Here is a 16,878-nt window from a genome sequence, read left to right as displayed (position 1 = left end):
CTGGTGCGGCTGGGCTGGCTCAGCCGAACAACAAGTAGAAAATCACGGCAAGGCCAGGGAAGAGAGCCTGCCCTATAGCGCTCAACAGCAGGCGCTTTTCCGTGACCCACAGCCAGAAACCCAGAAATACATGGCTCGCGCAGCAAAAAAGGACGATAGCTGCCCCGCCGGCCGGGTTGCCGAAATTCACCATCCACAAACCCACGGCCATGCCGACCCCGAAGGTTACGTTGTAGGCGCCAACGTTCATTGCCCACATGCGAACGGCACGAACATCCTGAGGTTCGATCAGAAAAATCCGGTGCAGACGCTGATCACCGTGCCGGAAGATCTCCATCAAGCCGACGCTGATCAGTGCCAGCGCAGTAGCGCCGGCCAGAACCTGACTCAGTAGATTCATGAGCGCATCCTCCAGACGGAAGCCAGGACACCCAATTGCCTGTTCGTGGAGAATACGCCGCCGACGCAACGCCCTTCAAGAGGTTCTCAGCAGCCCTCAAAGTCGCTGAGCACCTTCACCTTCGACGCTGATCCGGACGCGGGATCGAATGTGTAGCCGATCCACTCCCTGGCCAGGCGACGGGCCAACTCCACGCCCACAACGCGCTGTCCCATGGTGAGGACCTGGCAGTCGTTGGACAGGATTGAGCGTTCCACGGAGAACGAATCGTGTGCTGCTGTGGCCCTGATCCCGGGGACCTTGTTGGCCGCGATGGCCACGCCGATCCCTGTGCCGCAGAAAAGGATGGCACGCTCGGCTTTGCCCTCGCGGATCATTTCGCCTGCCGCGATGCCAACGTAGGGGTACGGCCTGGTGAAGTCTTCATCAGCACGGTTCACGCCGATATCTATGACCTCCGTGATGCGGGAGTCAGCCTCAAGGTCGGCCAGGATTCGGTTCTTGTAATCGACGCCGGCTTCATCGGCACCCACAATGATGCGCATGGAAATTCTCCTAATTGCTTGCTGCGGCGGGAACGGGAATTGCGGTGAAGTGAGGCCCGACGGCGGCAAACACCATGGCGAGCGACGTCGCGCCGGGATCCGGCGTGCCTATGCTCTTCTCGGCCAACGGCCTGGCGCGTCCCTTGAGGGGACGAAGCCCTGCGGTCGACGCAGCAGCCTCGGAAGCGTCCGATGCAGCGGCTGCCCACGCGTCCTCGGCAGCAGCGCCCGGCAGGACGCGGTCTTCAAATGAGGATGCAAAGGGCAGCAGCGCATCCATCATGGTTTTGTCGCCGATCTCGGCTTTTCCAAGGTTCGAGATCCGGTCCGCGAAGGCTCGAACAGACTGGGCGAGGACATCCGGCGTCGGGGTCTCTGCATCTCCCAACCGCTCGCCAAAGGCGCGCAGTCCCGCGCCCCACAGCACGCCGGACGTTCCGCCTGCCTTGTCTGCCCACGCGTCCCCGGCAGCTGCGAGTAGCGAGCCGGCACCCGCGCCGCGTTCGAACGCAACGGTAGCGGCGTCGAGGGCTGCCGCGGATCCACGAACCATGCCGCGTCCGTGGTCGCCGTCGCCGGCAATCGCATCCATGTCGCCCAGCCTTGCTTCGCAATCGCGAAGGAGCGCCGCCGTCGTGTCCAGGGCTTGAAGGCACTGTGAGGCATAAGCTCGGGACTCGTCTGTGGAGGAGTAGTTGGCAGCGGTAACGGCGTCCAACTCAGCTTCAGACGCGTGAGAAGCAGCGACGTCGAACCCGACAGCACCACGGCGGTAGGCCGGCGTCAGCGCCGGAGCGGTCCAGTACTGTTCCAACTCGTCATCCAACCACGTCAGCGTCAGCGATGCGCCGGCCATGTCCAGGCTGGTCACCAACTCACCCACCTCCGGCATCACCAAGGCATAGCCTGCTTCGCGGAGCAGCGGAGCCACGGTGCGCCAGAGGACGAACAGTTCTTCGTGCTTCGTGGAACCCAGACCGTTGAGGATCACGGCGATACGGGTGGAGGCGCCCACCGGCGTTTCTGCGAGCACGCGGCGCACCAGTTCCTGCCCAAGCTCGACGGCGGACGGCAGCTCGGTATCGAACAGTCCCGGTTCGCCGTGGATACCAAGGCCCAGGCCCATCTGTCCCTCGGGAAGGCGGAATAACGGCTGATCGGCACCGGGGAAGGTGCAGCCGCTGAAGGCTGTGCCAATGGTCCGCGTAAACTCATTCGCCTTGCGCCCCAAGCGAACCACGGAGTCCAGGTCCAGTCCGGCTTCGGCCGCTGCTCCCATGACCTTGAACACCACAAAGTCACCGGCAATGCCGCGGCGCTTCTCGATCTCATCGAGGGAGGCGCTGGCGATATCGTCCGTGACAAGCACGTTCTCCGTGGCGATTCCCTCGGCATTCAGTCGCTCACTGGCCATGCCGAAGTTCATGACGTCCCCGGCGTAGTTGCCGTAGGTGAACACAACGCCGGCTCCGGAATTGGCAGCCTTGGCCACGGAATAGGCCTGCTGCGAGGAAGGTGAGGTGAAGATATTGCCCACCACGGCACCGTCAGCGAAGCCCGGCCCGATGATGCCGGCGAAGGCCGGGTAGTGCCCGGAGCCGCCACCGGCGATGACGGCGACTTTCGGCGTTGCCGGGCGGCTGCGGCGGACAGCGCCACCTTCAACCTGGCGGACGAGGTACGAGTGGGCGTCACAGAAACCGGCTAGGGCTTCGTCCGCGAAGTCGGCGGGATCGTTGAAGATTCTTGTCAAGGTGGGTCCTGGTTCTGGATTTCGGACTGGGGGAGGGACTTAGTGGATGTGGCTGCCGCCATTGATGTCGATGGTGGTACCGGTGAGGTACGCGGAGTCCTCGGAGGAGAGGAACGTGATGACGGCGGCTACTTCCTCCGTGGTGGCGTTGCGGCCCAAGGGGATGCCGGCGTTGATGGCGGCTTCCTGCTCTTCAGTGCTGCCGACGCGGATGTTGGTGTCCACGGCGCCGGGCGTGATGGCGTTGACGGTTACGCCGGTTTCGCCGATTTCGCGGGCGAGTGCCTTGGTGAAGCCGAGGATGGCGGCCTTGGCTGCGGAGTAGGGAACCTTGCCGAATACGCCGCCGCCGCGTTGCGCGGAGACCGAGGACATGTTGACGATGCGGCCCCAGCCGTTGGCGATCATGTCAGGCAGGAACGCCTTGGTGACGAGATAGGTGCCAGTGGCGTTGACGTCCATGACCTTGTGCCACAGCTCAAGCGTGGTTTCCAGGAAAGGAACGGGGGAGGTGATGCCGGCGATGTTGGCCAGGGCGCCCACGGGCGGGAGGTTTCCGGCGGCAACTTCTGCGGCGACTGCGGCGTGGGCTGCGGTGACGGAGGCTTCGTTGGCGACGTCGATCTCATAGCCGAAGGCCGGAACGTTGAATTCGTTGGCGATCTCGGCGGCAACCTTGGCGGACTTCTCGCCGTCGAGGTCCAGGATGACGATGCCCCAGCCCTGGTTGGCGTAGCGGCGGGCGGTGGTCAGGCCGATGCCGCGATCTGAGGTAGCTCCGGTGAGGACGGCGGTGCGCTGGATGGTGGTCATGGTGCTCCTTGAATATGAGGTAACGAGGTTTAGATGAGGTCTGAGATATAGCTGGCCGCTTTGGCTGCGGCGGCGGGGCGTTCGTCGTGGGTAACGTCCCGGGTTTCCAGTTCCAGGGAGAAGTGGCCGGTGTAGCCAACGCTCCGAAGTGCTGCGAGTCCGGCGGCGAAGTCGGCCTCGCCGTTGCCGATGCTGAGGTTGATGTTCCCTGGCTCGTAGACGGTTGCCGCCACGGCGTCCCGCAGGTGGACGTGCTTGATCCGGCCGGCGAAACGGTCCACGAAGTCCACGGGGTCGCCACCGGAAGCGACGATGTGGCTGAAGTCCATGACGATTCCGACGTCGGAACCGGCAAGGCGGTCGGCGAGGAGCTGTGCACGCTCAGTGTTCCAGCACAGCCGGTAGTAGTGCAGGGATTCGGTCCACAGCTCCACGCCGAACTCCGCCGCGCGCCAATCGGCACTCATCAGTTGCGCGGCCACGAGGTCCAGGTCCTCATCCAGGCTCCGCAGCGGCTCGTGATCGATAGCCCCGCACGGCAGGACTAGCGCCCTCGCGCCGGTCTTGGCGGCCAGGGTGAGCAGCATCTCGAGGTGCCCTTCGCGCGCTTCCTGAGCGCCGGCGTCGAGCGTTGCGTTCAGGTCGCCGACGTCGCCGTTCACTGAGCGGACGCGCATTCCCGAGGTCTTTACGACGGCGGCAACCGCCTCCACAGCCTCGGCGTCCAGTACGTAGGGCACATGGTCGCAGACGCCGGGGAGCGCGCCGAGATCGATTTCCTCGAAACCGAGTCCACGCATGGTGTGCAGGGCAGTGGCCAGATCCTGGTGGCGGAAGCTGATGGACGAACAGCCCAGTCGTTGATGAAACATCGTCGTTGATCCTCAAATTGGGGCCCTCGCCAGAGAGGGACCTTAGTGATGGAGACCACGTTAGCTAGGTTGACTGTCAACAGTCAACCTCCGAGGTTGACTGTTGACATTGCTGGTGTCGTCGGTCACAGTTGACGTATTATGTTGACTGTCGACAGTGAGGTTGCCGAAGAAGCACCGCACTCTTGAAAGGGAAAGACACACATGAGCAATGAAGCTCTGACCATGCGTGGTCCGGTTCATGGAACCAAGGAAGCAAAGCGCGTCGCCGTCGGTTCCGGCGTTGGCGCAGTCATCGAAACCTACGACTTCATCGGTTTCGGCACCGCCGCAGCACTGTACTTCGGTACGGCGTTCTTCCCGGGTGCCGACCCGGTAACGGGCACCCTGGCCTCCTTCGCGACCCTCGGCGTCGGCTTCGCTGCCCGTCCGCTGGGTGGCATCATCGGTGGCCACCTCGGCGACAAGCTCGGCCGCAAGCCGGTCCTGGTTGCATCGCTCATTTTGATGGGCCTTGCTACCTTCGCCATCGGCCTGTTGCCCACCTACCAGCAAGTGGGCCTCCTGGCTCCCGCACTGCTGGTTCTCGTCCGCATCATTCAAGGCCTGGCGTTCGGTGCTGAATGGGGCGGTGCCATCCTGATGAGCTACGAGCACGCACCGTGGCGGAAAAAGGGCCAGTTCACGGGCATCGTGCAGGCCGGCTTCCCGGTGGGCCTACTGCTCGCCAACCTTGTCTTCCTCAGCAGCGTGGGCCTCGGCAGTGAGTGGGCCTGGCGAGTGCCGTTCCTCGCGAGCATTGTCCTTGTGGCTGTCGGCTTGATCATCCGCTCCAAGGTTCCCGAGTCCCCGGTATTCGAGGACGTGAAGGCCAAGGGCGACATCGTGAAGTCCCCCATCGTCGAGGTCATCAAGACCGACTGGCGCAACATCGTCCGCGGCATCGGCCTCCGCATCGCTGAAACTGCCGGCTACGCCGTGTCCGTGACGTACATGATCTCCTACCTGCACACCAACAACCTGGCCGACAAGACCGAAACCTTGGTGGCGCTCTGCATCGCGGCCGGCATCGGTATCTTCGCAACGTACTTCTGGGGCAAACTGACGGACCGCGTTGGTCGCCGTCCTGTTTACATCTGGTCCACAGCGTTCGCAGTTGTGTTCGGCATCCCGATGTTCATGCTGGTCAACACCGGCCTTTTCCTCCTGATCATCGCAACCATCGTCATCGCCTACGCTGTCTGCCAGAACTCCCTTGCCGGCGCCCAGGGTGCCTGGTTCCCGGAACTCTTCCAGGCCAAGACCCGCTCCTCCGGCGCCTCGCTGTCCTACCAGATCTCCGCCATGGTCTCCGGCTTCACCCCCTTCATCACCACCCTGCTGTTCGTCAGCATGGGATGGATCGGGCCGGCCCTGCTGTTCAGCATCTACGCAGCCATCGGCCTGTGGGCGGCACTGATTACCCGGGAAACCTGGGGAAAGCGCGAGCGTGCTCTCGCTGAAGAAGCCGCCAGCAAAACTCCCCAGACGGTAAACGCCTAAGCAGCCATCGACGTCGGGCGCGTTCTCCCCATCAGCACGCGCCCGACTCCGGAAGGAAACCAATGACTCTCTCTTCAGTCGAAGTGGCAGTGGCCACTCCTAGGCCCGAGCGTGTGGACCGCATCCGCGCCGCCGCCTACCGTATCCGTCATCACGCGCTGAATATGGGCGAAGTCCAAGGGCAGGGCTATGTCGGCCAGGCCCTCGGTGCGGCCGATATGTTCGCCGCCGTCTACGCCGATCAGCTGACGTACCGCGCCGAAGATCCGCACTGGGAAGGACGTGACCGCTTCCTTCTTTCCACCGGGCACTACGCCATTGGTCACTATGCAGCGCTGGCCGAAGCTGGAATCGTTCCGGTGGCCGAGCTCGAAACGTACGGCTCCGATGATTCCCGCCTGCCGATGTCGGGTATGTCCACTTACACCCCGGGCATGGAAATCTCAGGCGGTTCGCTGGGACACGGCCTGACGGTTGCCGTCGGAATGGCTTTGGGCCTGCGTCTTCAGAGCTCAACGTCAAGGGTGATCAACTTTCTGTCCGACGGTGAGTTGGACGAGGGTTCCACCTGGGAAGCCGCCATGGGTGCACACCACCACCAGCTCGGAAATCTGACCGCCATGGTAGACATCAACGCCCTCCAAGCAGACGGGGCCACGGAAACAGTGCTCCGCACCGAACCGGTCACCGAAAAGTGGGAATCGTTCGGCTGGTACACCCAGCGCGTGGACGGGAACGACGTGAGTGCGCTGCTGGGAGCGTTCGACAACATCGCTGCCCTGGCGGCGCCGATCGGGCGGCCCTCGGTCATCCTCTGTGACACCAAGGTAGGTCGCGGCGCGCCGCTCTTGGAGACCCGCGAGAAAGCGCACTTCATGCGCATCGAAGAAAACGAGTGGCAGATCTGCCGCGAACAGTTGACCGCAGGATACGAAGGGACGGCTTCAGCATGAGCACAATTACGACGGCGGCCGGTGCCGCTGCTTCATCGGTCGCCGCCTCGACGGCTAAACCGAAGCTGAAGACCTCGGCCATGATCGCATCCTTCGCCGATCCCGGCCAGAAGACCACTTCCGCCCCGTTCGGGCATGCGCTGGTCAAGGCGGCCGAAGCCGACTCCCGGATCGTGGGTCTGACCGCGGATCTTGGTAAGTACACGGACATGCACATCTTCGCCAAGGCGTTCCCGGAGCGGTTCTTCCAGATGGGCATGGCCGAGCAGCTCCTCTTCGGCGCCGCTGCAGGCATGGCAGAGACTGGCTTGATCCCGTTCGCTTCCACCTACTCGGTGTTCGCGGCACGGCGTGCGTATGACTTCCTGTGCCTGGACATCGCCGAGCCGAACCTCAACGTCAACATCATCGGGGGGCTCCCTGGCCTTACTACCGGGTACGGACCGAGCCACCAGGCCACCGAGGACATGGCGATCTTCCGCGGCATGCCCAACCTCACCATCGTGGATCCCTGCGACTCCGTCGACATCGAACAGGCCGTTCCGCAGCTTGCGGCCTCCGACGGACCAACATACCTGCGCTTGCTGCGCGGTAACGTGCCCACCGTCCTGGACGAGTACGACTATACGTTCGAGCTGGGCAAGGCCAAGGTCCTGCGCGGGGGCAAAGATGTTGTTTTCGTTTCCTCCGGCCTGATGACCATGCGTGCTTTGCAGGCGGCAGATGCCTTGGCGAAGCACAAAGTGGATGTCGCCGTGGTGCACACACCCACCATCAAGCCGTTCGACTCTGCCACTGTACTGGCAGAGCTGAACACCGACCGGCTGGCCGTCACTCTGGAAAACCACACGGTTGTTGGCGGCCTGTTCGAAACTGTTGCCTCCGCCGTCGTTACCGCCGGTCTCGGCAAGCGCGTGGTGCCCATCGCGCTTCCCGACCAGTTCCTCGACGCCGGTGCGTTGCCCACGCTGCACGAACGATACGGATTGTCCGTGGACCGAATCGTTGCGAAGGTGCTTGCGGAGCTTGGCTGAGCTTTCCTCGCGGGGCGGGACGGGCATGACTGCCCGTCCCGCCCCGCTGCCCGTAGTATCGACAGTTAACATCGGACTGTTAGCAGTCGCCCATTGAACCGAGGACACACCATGGCCGTCACCGCATCCCTGCTGGGACTTGAGAAGAAGAGCCTGCGCGAACAGGCACTCGCAGCACTGCGGACCGCGATCACCAGTGGCGAACTCGAGCCCGGGCGACACCTCGTGGAAACCGAGCTTTCCGAGATGCTCCAAATCAGCCGCGGCACCCTTCGGGAAGCCCTGCGCCAGCTGGAACAGGAAGGCCTGATCTCCGCCGGAGCACGCGGCCGCATGTCCGTGCGGCACCTGGACGTCAAGGAAATCCGGGATATCTTCGCTGTTCGCGGCGTTTTGGAATCGTTGGCCGCCCGGACCCTCAGTGACATGCCGGACAAGGAAGCCGCGCTCGCAGAACTGCGTGCCGCCGTCGACAATATGGACAAAGCCGCCAAGTCCTCACTGCAGGAGCGGATCGAATCCGACCTTGAGTTCCACCGCACGCTCTGCCGCCTGTCCGGAAACGAAACGTTGCTGCACTCCTGGGAATCCCTGGAGGGCTCCATCCGGATGTCCATCATGTTCGCCGGATTGGAACGCGCCACCCGGAATATGAGCGTGGGCCGGCATCACGACATTGTTGCTGCTATCGAGACTGGAAATGCGGCGAAAGCACGGGAAACGATCATCGCGCACATGGACAGTGCGGCGGAGAACCTGGTCGGCTAATTCCTCAATTGCGTTGGTTGGCCGCTTTCCCATTGTTGGGCAACGACGCTGCAGCGGGGTTGCTGGTTGAGGCAGGGGTATAGGGTAAGTCGTCATGGCGTTGAGACTTGTTCAGGTGAATTTCAAAGCACGGGATGACTCAGCTCTCGGGCAGTTTTGGGCGGAGGCCCTCGGGTGGGGTGTTTCCAGTGAGGGACCCGGTGTGACCAACGTTGAACCCCTGGGTTTCACTTGGCCGGACCCCTCAGCCGTTTGCGTTGACGTTGTGACAGTTCCGGATCCGGAGACGGTGAAATATCGCGCGCACCTCGATCTCGCTACCACTTCCGCAGCTCATCAAAAGGAGCTGGTGGCGCGGCTCAAAGAGCTCGGCGCTACACCGGCCGATGTAGGCCAGGGAGATGTGCCCTGGACGGTCTTGGCGGATCCCGAGGGGAACCTTTTCTGCGTTCTGGAACCCCGTCCGATCTACCAGGACACGGGACCCATCGCCACGGTGGTGGTCAACTGCACCGATCCGCGGGCCATGGCCGACTTCTGGAGTGAGGCGATGGATTGGACTCTGCACGAAGTGAACGATGACCATGCGAGGCTGCGTTCGTCCGAGGGGGTCGGGCCATATCTGGAGTTGCTGCGCACGCCAGACCCCGACACACTGCCGAACCGTATCCATCTCGACCTGATGCCGTATCCCGGTGATGATCAAGACGCTGAAGTGGTCCGGCTACATACACTGGGCGCGGCTAACATCGACATCGGCCAGGGCGATGTGCCGTGGCGTTGCCTCACAGACCCCGAAGGCAACGAGTTCTGCGTCCTGACACCGGGCTGACAACATGGCTCGTAACCACGTCCGCACCAAGCGGCTGTTAGCTGCCTGATGCCTTCAACAGGTGATCCGGGAGCCGGTTTCCCGGTGCCCGCCCACGGATTTCCAAGAGTTCACGGGCGTGGGCGTGCAGCTTCTTGTCCTCCTCGGATACTGGAACCCAGGAAGGAATCGGTACAGCAGTCCCTGTTTCGTCGCGCGCCACCATCACCGTGAGGCAGTACGTGGTCAGGTTCATTTCGCGGGTCTTGGGATCGCCGGAGCGTACGTGGACCGCGATGTGCATGCCCTTGGCGCCGGTGTAGACGAGCCGCGCCTCTACCTCGACGACGTGGCCAATCAGCAGGGGCCGGTAGAAACGGACGCCTCCGGAGAACACAGCCACGGTGTCCTTGCCGCAGTATCGGGAGGCGCAAACGTACGCTGCTTCGTCGATCCACTTCATCACGATGCCACCGTGGACCTTGCCGCCCCAGTTGACGTCAGTGGGGGACGCCATGAACCGCAGGACAACACGCTCGGCGGTTCCGGCGTCGGTGTAGTCCTGGGCGTTCATCGCGTTGACGATCTGCTCGCGGACCTCGATACGGGCCAAGGCGTGATCGCGCTGCTCGACCTCTTGGGGCGTGGACGGCTCAAACTGGGGGACAGGAATTGGCTTGCCGTCGGGTCCCACCGCTACGAAAATCACCATGCACTGGCTATGCATTGTCTCCGGCCCGCCCTTGGGATCGCGGGAGCTGACCACCGTGTGGATGTGCATCGAAGAGCGGCCGGTGTAGACGATGGTGGAGGTCACTTCCACCATGTCGCCACTGTTCACGGGATCCGTGAAGTGGATGTTGCCCACGTACGCCGTGACGCAGTACGACTTAGACCAGCCAACTGCTGCTGCGTACGCGGCCTTATCCACCCACTCAAGGACGGTGCCGGCGTCGACTGACCCGCTGTGGCCTACGTCCATGGGAGCCGCGAGGAAACGGAGGGTCACTGAATTGGCGGCGTCATCGCTCATGCTTGGAATCTTACTGTCGCCAGGTTTCTGTTACGTGACTAAGTCCGACTACCCGCGCTGGATGCCGAGGGTGGCAATCAGTTCCTCATGGAGTTCGAACCAAACCCGGTGGAAGGAATCCCGGTCGGTAGCTGTCAGCCAGGCTGTGTCCTGGACAGCGTGCTTGAGTGCTCCCAACAGGCGCCCGGAGTAGCCCTCGAACCGAGGCAGCAAAACGCTCAGCTGTGGTTCGAGTACACGCCAGGACGCCAAGGCGCCTATCAGGACGTCCACGGCGCCTTCATCCGCCGGAGATTGCAGCTGGATGGCACTGCAGGCACCCACGACGCCGGTGTTGACCTCGGCGAAATTGTCATGCACCGCAAACACCGCGTCTCGTGCACCGGCGTGGTCCAGTTCATCGGCCAGCAGCCGCTCGTTCTCAATTCTCCCGAGACTCGACAGCGACCAGCCGCTGGCCCCCGCGAAGGTACTGTGCGAAACAAAGCCGTTCACGCCGGCGTCGATGAGCTGCGACTCCACCAAACCGGGGTCTTGCGAGAATCGAGCCGCTACCGCTTGGGTCTCAGCAAAACCGAGGAGGCGGACCGCATGCAGGGTGAGGAGTGTCATTCGGCATCCATCAGGGTAATTGTTCCCCGGGACCCGTCAATGGTCAGGGGGCCGCCGTCGGCGAGAAGGTGCAGCGCATCCCGTACACCCAGTACGGCAGGGATCCCGAACTCCCGTGCAACGATCGCGGCGTGCGACAACATTCCACCGGTTTCAGTGACCACCGCCGATGCCATTCCGAAGAGAGGCGTCCACGCGGGGTCGGTGGTTCGGCAGACCAAAATATCCCCGGGCTGGAAGCGCGTGAACTCGTCGGGACCGTGAATAAGCCGGGCATTGCCGCGGGCTGTACCAGTGCTGGCGCCGACGCCGGTGAGGATGCTCATCATCAGGCTATTTCTACTACAGATAACGCTGCCCCGGCACCACTGACTGAAGCGGCAGCCGAGCTGGCTGAGGCGCCGCAGTCCTGCACGCTCTCTCACATCCCGGCCCTTAAAGACCGATTGCTCTCTCACTTTCTTGAAGGAAGTGAGAGAGCAATCGGCTGAAGGGCTTGATATCCGCGAGAGCGTCGGGGGGGGGTGGGGCGCTACGCGAGGACGCGGAGTTTCGATCCCGAACGGCCGAACAGTGCGGCGTCGGCAGAAAGCCTGCCCGCACCGGCCAGTGCCAGGGCCAGAGCTGCGCCTGCGAAGAGCAGTACAAGCTCGTATCCGCCGTTGCCGACGAAAACTCCGGCCGGCGCGTGCACCAGGAACAGCGCGCCGAGCATGTTGACGGCCAGCAAGGCTGCGAAGACGCGGGTCAGGAGGCCGATGATCAGGGCAATGCCACCCACGAGTTCGAGGGTTGCGACGATCGGTGCTACTGCCGATGCGGCCGGGACTCCCATCTGCGTGAAGGAGGCCTGGGTTCCGGCGATAGTGAATTCGTTGAACTTCTGCCAACCGTGCGCGGCGAAGAGAAATCCCGCGATTACGCGCAGGATGGTCAGGGCTGTGGTGGTCAAGCTGGACTTGTTCATACCTTCAACCATTCCCGAGGAAACTTGAAGTGTCAACCAAATATGGCTCTTTATGACCTAAATCCCAGCCGCCGGGCTTACGTCCGGCGTCTGCTGCGCGGCTTCGCCTGAAGCCAAGGCTGCAGCAGCCGGGTAGTGATCGGCAGGAAGATGTAGGTCATCAGCGGGGTCAGGATCACGATGTTCAGCAGCACCGCGAATACCAGCGGCCAGTCCTGAGTCAACGGGTGCAGCAGGAAGTTGGCCAACAGGCTGAGCGGGAAGAACGGCAGGAAGATGCTGATGGCCTGCTTCCAGCGGGGCGGCACAACTGTCTCGGGCACAACCACCGAAACGTCTCCGGGCCGGGAGAACCATCCTTCGATCCCCGTGTGGCGCTCCACCCGGGTGGTCTCCATCATGTCCCTGGCACTATCGATCCACCAGCGACGCTCCTCGGAGTCCTCCCACTCCTGCAGCGAATCGGCGTCTGCGAAGCGGTAAAGCATGTGCCATTCAGTGGAATCCACCCCATTGCGTACCCATCCGGATCCCAGATATCCAGGCCATTCGCGGGCGAGTTCCTGTCCGGCGTGGGCCCAGGCATTGGCCTGCCGGGTATAGCCGGGAAGGATAGTGCGGGCGACGGAAACGGTGACGGGATGCTCATGTGACACGGCCCAAATGTACCCGGCCCGCGGCGGACTAGGCTTGTTTAGTGCCCCAAACCACAACTGCCCCCGCCCGCTCCAACGCCCGCGAGATCCTGCGGCTGGCCGTCCCGGCTTTCGGTGCGCTCATCGCCGAGCCACTGTTCCTGCTGGCTGACTCGGCCATCGTGGGGCACCTGGGCGTCGACCAGCTTGCCGGTGTGGGACTCGCGTCCACCATCCTGCACACCGCCGTGGGGCTGATGGTCTTCCTGGCATATTCGACGACGCCGGCGGTCGCCAGAGCGATTGGCGACGGTAAGTTGGGGAAGGCTTTGGCAGCAGGGCGCGACGGCGTCTGGCTGGCTCTGCTGCTTGGGCTGGCGCTCGCTGTGGTTGGTTTTGTAGCGGCCGAACCGTTGGTTGGCTTCATGGGGGCTACCGGAGACGTCCAGCAATTCGCCGTCGATTATCTGCGATGGTCCATGCCTGGCTTGGCCGCGATGCTCCTCATCTTCGCCGGCACGGGTGTCCTTCGGGGGCTCCAGGACACCCGGACGCCGCTTGTCGTGGCAACCGCGGGCTTCGCCGTGAACATCGCCCTCAACCTGTTCTTCGTCTATGGGTTGAACATGTCCGTGGCGGGTTCCGCCATCGGCACAAGCATCGCGCAGTGGGCCATGGCTGCCGTGTACTTGGTAATGGTCAGCCGGAATGCGCGGCAACACGGGGTGTCCCTGAAGCCCGACTGGCACGGTATCCGGGCCATGACCAAGGTGGGTTCGTGGCTCATGCTGCGTACGCTGAGCCTCCGCCTCGCCATCCTTGCGACTGTTTTGGTGGTGACTGCGCAGGGTGCCGTAAATCTGGCCGCGCACCAGTTGGCCATGACCATCTTCTCTTTCCTTGCCTTTGCCCTGGATGCGCTGGCAATCGCGGCGCAAGCCCTGATCGGCAAGGAACTTGGCGCCCGGAACGCCCAACGCGCCCGTGAATTGACCCGCACTATGATTCGCTGGGGCCTCGGATTCGGCGTGATCACCGGCGTTCTCCTGGCGATCGTGGCCCCGTGGGCCGGCTACCTCTTCACGTCCGACTCCGGTGTCCGATCAGCCCTGACCATCGCGCTCTGGGTCCTCGCGGTGGGACAGCCACTCGCCGGTTATGTCTTCGTCCTGGACGGTGTCCTTATCGGTGCAGGCGACGCACGCTACCTGGCGATTGCCGGCGTCGTAAATTTGGTGATCTACTTGCCGTTGCTGGTGGCAATCCACCAGACAAGGCCCGACGGCGAGGCGGGGCTGCTGTGGTTGTGGGCCGCGTTTGCGCTGGGCTACATGCTGGCCCGAGGTGTGACTTTGGGGCTGCGCGCGCGGACCGATCGGTGGATGGTGCTGGGTTCGCACTAAACTGGACGGGTGACTCTCCCAGCGATTCCTGCCCAGACTCCTTCTGCTCCCGCGGACGTACTCTGGAAACCCGTGCTGATCCGTGCCACGGTTGCACTGCTGTTCGGCGCGGTCACCATCTTCTGGGCTTCGCCGTCCGTGCACGTCCTGGCGTGGGCTGTGGGGCTGTATTTGCTCGCGACGGCGGGGGCTGTGTGGATGTCCCGGGCTTTGCCTGTGGCGGTTCCGCTGGTTGTTGCGCTCGGAGGCGCCGGCGCGTTGGTCACGCAGTCTGACGAGGGTGTTGCCCTCTCGGCCATGTTTGCACTGCTGGTGCTGGGCCTCCTTGAGTTCGTCCACGGTCTCCGGAAGCGGGACGAGTTGGCGCGTGATTGGCTCATTTCGGGCGTTATTGCAGTGGGCACCGCTGTGATGCTGCCGTTCTTTACTTCGCTGGGCGCACATGCGCTGCTGGGCGTGGCCGGTGGTGGGGCCATCATTTCCGGCGTGCTGTGGATCCTCTCAGGGTTGACGCTGAGGCACGATGCCAAGACCGGGGCCAGCGGTCCTTCCCGAACCGCTGCGCCCGGCGCTTCGCCTGAGGCCGTAAACTAGTAGCTGGACGTTCTACTCTTTGTAGAACTTTTGCTGACCGGCGGACACGAACCGCCATCATTGGAGGAATGACCGTGGCAGACCAGACACCAGGAGAACCGCGCAAGATGCGGACCTCGGTCAAGGGACCCCTCATGTTCTCCGCGTTCTTCGCCGTACTGGCCTTCGTTGCCGTGCTCATTTTCGCCTCCGGCGGCAGCGCACGCGCGCCACGTTTCGACCTCGCCTTCACGGGAGCCGGCATCGCATTCATCGTGAGCCTCGTTGTGGCGGCCATGCTGTCCATGAGCCACAAGGAGAATGCCGACCACCTCGGCAAAGGCTCCGGCGTCAACCTCAGCTCCAAGCGGCCCGGCCACGGCGGCCCGGGTGCCCCGGATTCCGAGACTGAAACGCCCGACGCCGGCCACTGACCTCCAGGGTCCAACGCTCCACTTCCGTAGAGCTGGCTTTGAGCGGACGGATGGCGACTAGTTCCTGGTGTTGCGACGGTTCCGTACGAACAGGAGTCCTGCGCCTACGACCAGGAGTGTTCCGGCTGCGTAGAGCAGGCCGGTTCCGACGCCACCGGTGAGGGGCAGTTCGAAGCCGCCGTTGGACGGGATGTTCTTGACGCTCAGGTCAATGCCAACCGTGGTGGATGCTGAGTTGATCAGGAAGGAGATCGGCTCGGCGAGCAGTTCGTATCCGGCCGGGGCGGTGGTCTCCACCAGGTAGTAGGTGCGGTAGTCAGCCGAGCCCGGTGCAACAGCTGCGCCATCTGCCCAGTCCGAGTAACGCAGACCGGAGATGGTCAGGGTGCCATCGGCTGCGACGGCGAAGACGCTTTGACCGTTCAGGACGATCGGGTTGGTGCCGGCCAGGGCGTCAGCTTCGTTGGCGTAGACGGAGAAGGCAGCGCCGGCAAGGGCTGTGCCGTTCTCGTTGACCTTCTGCAGGGTCATTTCGCCCCACTTGGTCACGACCGGAGGCGTCACGATCGGTCCTCCGGGCTGGCCCGGGGTTACGTCGAAGCTGGGCAGGTTCGGGTAAACCAGGGCTTCGTTTTCGATTTCACCGATGGTGTTGACCGTGGTGTTCACCACGACCTGAACGCTGGTGTCCACGTGTGCGGCCAGTACTGCCAGGCCTGCGGGGGTGAAGACTATGGAGACCGTGTTGGTTGCGGCGTCGAAGACGACGTTGTAGTCGGTACCTTCGGTGATGACGGTGCCATCGACCAGGGTGGCGGTGGCGCCGACGTAGCTCAGCTTGGGATCGAGGACGTCCACGATCTTGTAACCATCGATGACGGCTTCGTTGGGGATGTCACCGGTGATGGTGAAGTCGATCTGGTCGCCCAGCTTCACGTCGGGGGCATCCGTGACGGTCTTTTCTGCACCGGCAATGGAGTTCTTCGGGTAGACGTGAACATCGTAGATCCAGTTGTCCTGGTTATCCGGGTCGGTCAAGGGAACCGATACCAGGAACGGAGCTGCAGGAGTCACACCGGCGGGGTAGTTGGTCTCGGTGACCAGGTACAGGCCGACAGGGAGGTTGGCGAACGCTGCGGTGCCGTCAGCAGCGGTGGTCTGGGCCTGCCCTGCACCCAAGGTGTATCCGGCGCCGGTGATGGAGCCTTCAGGATCGGCGGGGGCGAAGACGCTGCTCAGGTTATGGGCAGCGTCCCAACCGGCGTTGGTCGACAGGTCAATGGTATTGACCTGCTGAATGGTGAACTCGATGCCACCCAACGGCGTCAACCCGGAGGTGTCGGGTGCTGCCATGGCGACAGCGTCCCCGGCCCCAAAGTTGTTCCCGCCGCCATTGATCGGGGGTCGCGGTGGTTTTTCAAATTTGTGGATAGTAATGGAACCCGTCTGGCCCCCGTCAACCACGGGGGCGGCAGACGCCGGGGCAACGGAGAAAGACATTGCCAAGACCGCTCCGGCAATCGCTGTGGTGACGGTGCGTGTACGCTCGAACTTTTTCCGCATGGAATTCCTATCCCTGACGCGCTGGCGGGCCGTCCTCGTCGAGGGTTGCCCGAATGTCCTTGCTTAGGGATAGGTGACGTCAATACGGGATTCGTGATGCAAAACGAGGCGTGAATCTAGTCACACTGGGATTGAGCGTGCGACGTTGCCGCCAGAGTAAGCGGCGC

Annotated in this window: 19 protein-coding genes; 8 read left to right on the top strand and 11 right to left on the bottom strand. The window is 63.0% G+C overall.

Going from position 1 to position 16,878, the window contains the following annotated elements:
• Nucleotides 1-19: 19 nt before the first annotated feature.
• The 5 genes from ACNAOT_RS22505 to ACNAOT_RS22485 form a co-directional block, all read right to left on the bottom strand.
• The gene (locus ACNAOT_RS22505) at nucleotides 20-400 is read right to left on the bottom strand and encodes a DUF1304 family protein (RefSeq protein WP_364308548.1); all 381 of its coding nucleotides are present in this window, start codon (nucleotides 398-400) and stop codon (nucleotides 20-22) included.
• Nucleotides 401-486: 86 nt separating this feature from the next.
• The gene (locus tag ACNAOT_RS22500) at nucleotides 487-945 is read right to left on the bottom strand and encodes a ribose-5-phosphate isomerase (RefSeq protein ID WP_420179478.1); all 459 of its coding nucleotides are present in this window, start codon (nucleotides 943-945) and stop codon (nucleotides 487-489) included.
• A gap of 10 nt (nucleotides 946-955) precedes the next feature.
• The gene (locus ACNAOT_RS22495; protein ID WP_420179477.1) at nucleotides 956-2,698 is read right to left on the bottom strand and encodes a dihydroxyacetone kinase family protein; all 1,743 of its coding nucleotides are present in this window, start codon (nucleotides 2,696-2,698) and stop codon (nucleotides 956-958) included.
• A gap of 39 nt (nucleotides 2,699-2,737) precedes the next feature.
• Nucleotides 2,738-3,511, bottom strand: coding sequence for an SDR family NAD(P)-dependent oxidoreductase (locus ACNAOT_RS22490; protein ID WP_420179476.1), 774 nt, complete (start codon nucleotides 3,509-3,511; stop codon nucleotides 2,738-2,740).
• 29 nt (nucleotides 3,512-3,540) lie between these two features.
• Complete coding sequence (locus tag ACNAOT_RS22485) at nucleotides 3,541-4,383, bottom strand: sugar phosphate isomerase/epimerase family protein (RefSeq protein WP_420179475.1); 843 nt, start codon at nucleotides 4,381-4,383, stop codon at nucleotides 3,541-3,543.
• A 204-nt stretch (nucleotides 4,384-4,587) separates the two neighbouring features.
• Here ACNAOT_RS22485 and ACNAOT_RS22480 point away from each other — a divergent pair, with 204 nt between their 5' ends.
• From ACNAOT_RS22480 to ACNAOT_RS22460, 5 genes are all read left to right on the top strand, one after another.
• A complete protein-coding gene (locus tag ACNAOT_RS22480; protein ID WP_091464125.1) occupies nucleotides 4,588-5,925 on the top strand; it encodes an MFS transporter in 1,338 nt (445 codons plus the stop codon).
• A gap of 62 nt (nucleotides 5,926-5,987) precedes the next feature.
• Nucleotides 5,988-6,878: a transketolase gene (locus ACNAOT_RS22475; protein WP_420179474.1), complete on the top strand. Its 891-nt coding sequence runs from the start codon at nucleotides 5,988-5,990 to the stop codon at nucleotides 6,876-6,878.
• Nucleotides 6,875-7,912, top strand: coding sequence for a transketolase family protein (locus tag ACNAOT_RS22470; protein ID WP_420179473.1), 1,038 nt, complete (start codon nucleotides 6,875-6,877; stop codon nucleotides 7,910-7,912). Before ACNAOT_RS22475 ends, ACNAOT_RS22470 begins: the two co-directional genes overlap by 4 nt.
• Before the next feature lie 111 nt (nucleotides 7,913-8,023).
• Nucleotides 8,024-8,680, top strand: a complete 657-nt coding sequence (locus tag ACNAOT_RS22465) for a GntR family transcriptional regulator (RefSeq protein ID WP_091464115.1) — start codon at nucleotides 8,024-8,026, stop codon at nucleotides 8,678-8,680.
• Between the two features lie 94 nt (nucleotides 8,681-8,774).
• Nucleotides 8,775-9,512: a VOC family protein gene (locus ACNAOT_RS22460; RefSeq protein WP_420179471.1), complete on the top strand. Its 738-nt coding sequence runs from the start codon at nucleotides 8,775-8,777 to the stop codon at nucleotides 9,510-9,512.
• 37 nt (nucleotides 9,513-9,549) lie between these two features.
• Here ACNAOT_RS22460 and ACNAOT_RS22455 read toward each other — a convergent pair whose 3' ends face one another.
• From ACNAOT_RS22455 to ACNAOT_RS22435, 5 genes are all read right to left on the bottom strand, one after another.
• Nucleotides 9,550-10,524: an acyl-CoA thioesterase gene (locus tag ACNAOT_RS22455; protein ID WP_091464110.1), complete on the bottom strand. Its 975-nt coding sequence runs from the start codon at nucleotides 10,522-10,524 to the stop codon at nucleotides 9,550-9,552.
• A 48-nt stretch (nucleotides 10,525-10,572) separates the two neighbouring features.
• On the bottom strand, nucleotides 10,573-11,136 hold the full coding sequence (locus ACNAOT_RS22450) for a hypothetical protein (RefSeq protein WP_420179470.1): 564 nt from the start codon (nucleotides 11,134-11,136) through the stop codon (nucleotides 10,573-10,575).
• Nucleotides 11,133-11,465: a PEP-utilizing enzyme gene (locus ACNAOT_RS22445; RefSeq protein ID WP_420179469.1), complete on the bottom strand. Its 333-nt coding sequence runs from the start codon at nucleotides 11,463-11,465 to the stop codon at nucleotides 11,133-11,135. The genes ACNAOT_RS22450 and ACNAOT_RS22445 overlap by 4 nt, the downstream gene beginning before the upstream one ends.
• A gap of 203 nt (nucleotides 11,466-11,668) precedes the next feature.
• Nucleotides 11,669-12,103, bottom strand: coding sequence for a DoxX family protein (locus tag ACNAOT_RS22440; protein ID WP_178994563.1), 435 nt, complete (start codon nucleotides 12,101-12,103; stop codon nucleotides 11,669-11,671).
• Between the two features lie 77 nt (nucleotides 12,104-12,180).
• Nucleotides 12,181-12,759 (bottom strand): antibiotic biosynthesis monooxygenase, encoded by a 579-nt coding sequence (locus ACNAOT_RS22435; RefSeq protein ID WP_091464102.1) that lies wholly within the window; start codon nucleotides 12,757-12,759, stop codon nucleotides 12,181-12,183.
• Nucleotides 12,760-12,800: 41 nt separating this feature from the next.
• On the opposite strand from ACNAOT_RS22435, the gene ACNAOT_RS22430 reads away from it, so the two are divergent.
• From ACNAOT_RS22430 to ACNAOT_RS22420, 3 genes are all read left to right on the top strand, one after another.
• Nucleotides 12,801-14,141, top strand: coding sequence for an MATE family efflux transporter (locus ACNAOT_RS22430; protein WP_420179468.1), 1,341 nt, complete (start codon nucleotides 12,801-12,803; stop codon nucleotides 14,139-14,141).
• A 9-nt stretch (nucleotides 14,142-14,150) separates the two neighbouring features.
• Nucleotides 14,151-14,735 carry a DUF308 domain-containing protein gene (locus ACNAOT_RS22425; protein WP_420179467.1) on the top strand — a complete coding sequence of 195 codons (585 nt, stop codon included), beginning with the start codon at nucleotides 14,151-14,153 and terminating at the stop codon, nucleotides 14,733-14,735.
• 68 nt (nucleotides 14,736-14,803) lie between these two features.
• On the top strand, nucleotides 14,804-15,148 hold the full coding sequence (locus tag ACNAOT_RS22420) for a hypothetical protein (RefSeq protein WP_091464094.1): 345 nt from the start codon (nucleotides 14,804-14,806) through the stop codon (nucleotides 15,146-15,148).
• A gap of 57 nt (nucleotides 15,149-15,205) precedes the next feature.
• On the opposite strand, the gene ACNAOT_RS22415 is transcribed toward ACNAOT_RS22420, so the two are convergent.
• Nucleotides 15,206-16,711 (bottom strand): SpaH/EbpB family LPXTG-anchored major pilin, encoded by a 1,506-nt coding sequence (locus tag ACNAOT_RS22415; protein ID WP_420179466.1) that lies wholly within the window; start codon nucleotides 16,709-16,711, stop codon nucleotides 15,206-15,208.
• Between the last annotated feature and the right edge of the window lie 167 nt (nucleotides 16,712-16,878).

This window comes from Paenarthrobacter sp. TA1.8 (assembly GCF_048595705.1).
Lineage (GTDB): Bacteria > Actinomycetota > Actinomycetes > Actinomycetales > Micrococcaceae > Arthrobacter > Arthrobacter nitroguajacolicus.
This window is presented reverse-complemented; position numbering and strand designations above follow the sequence as displayed.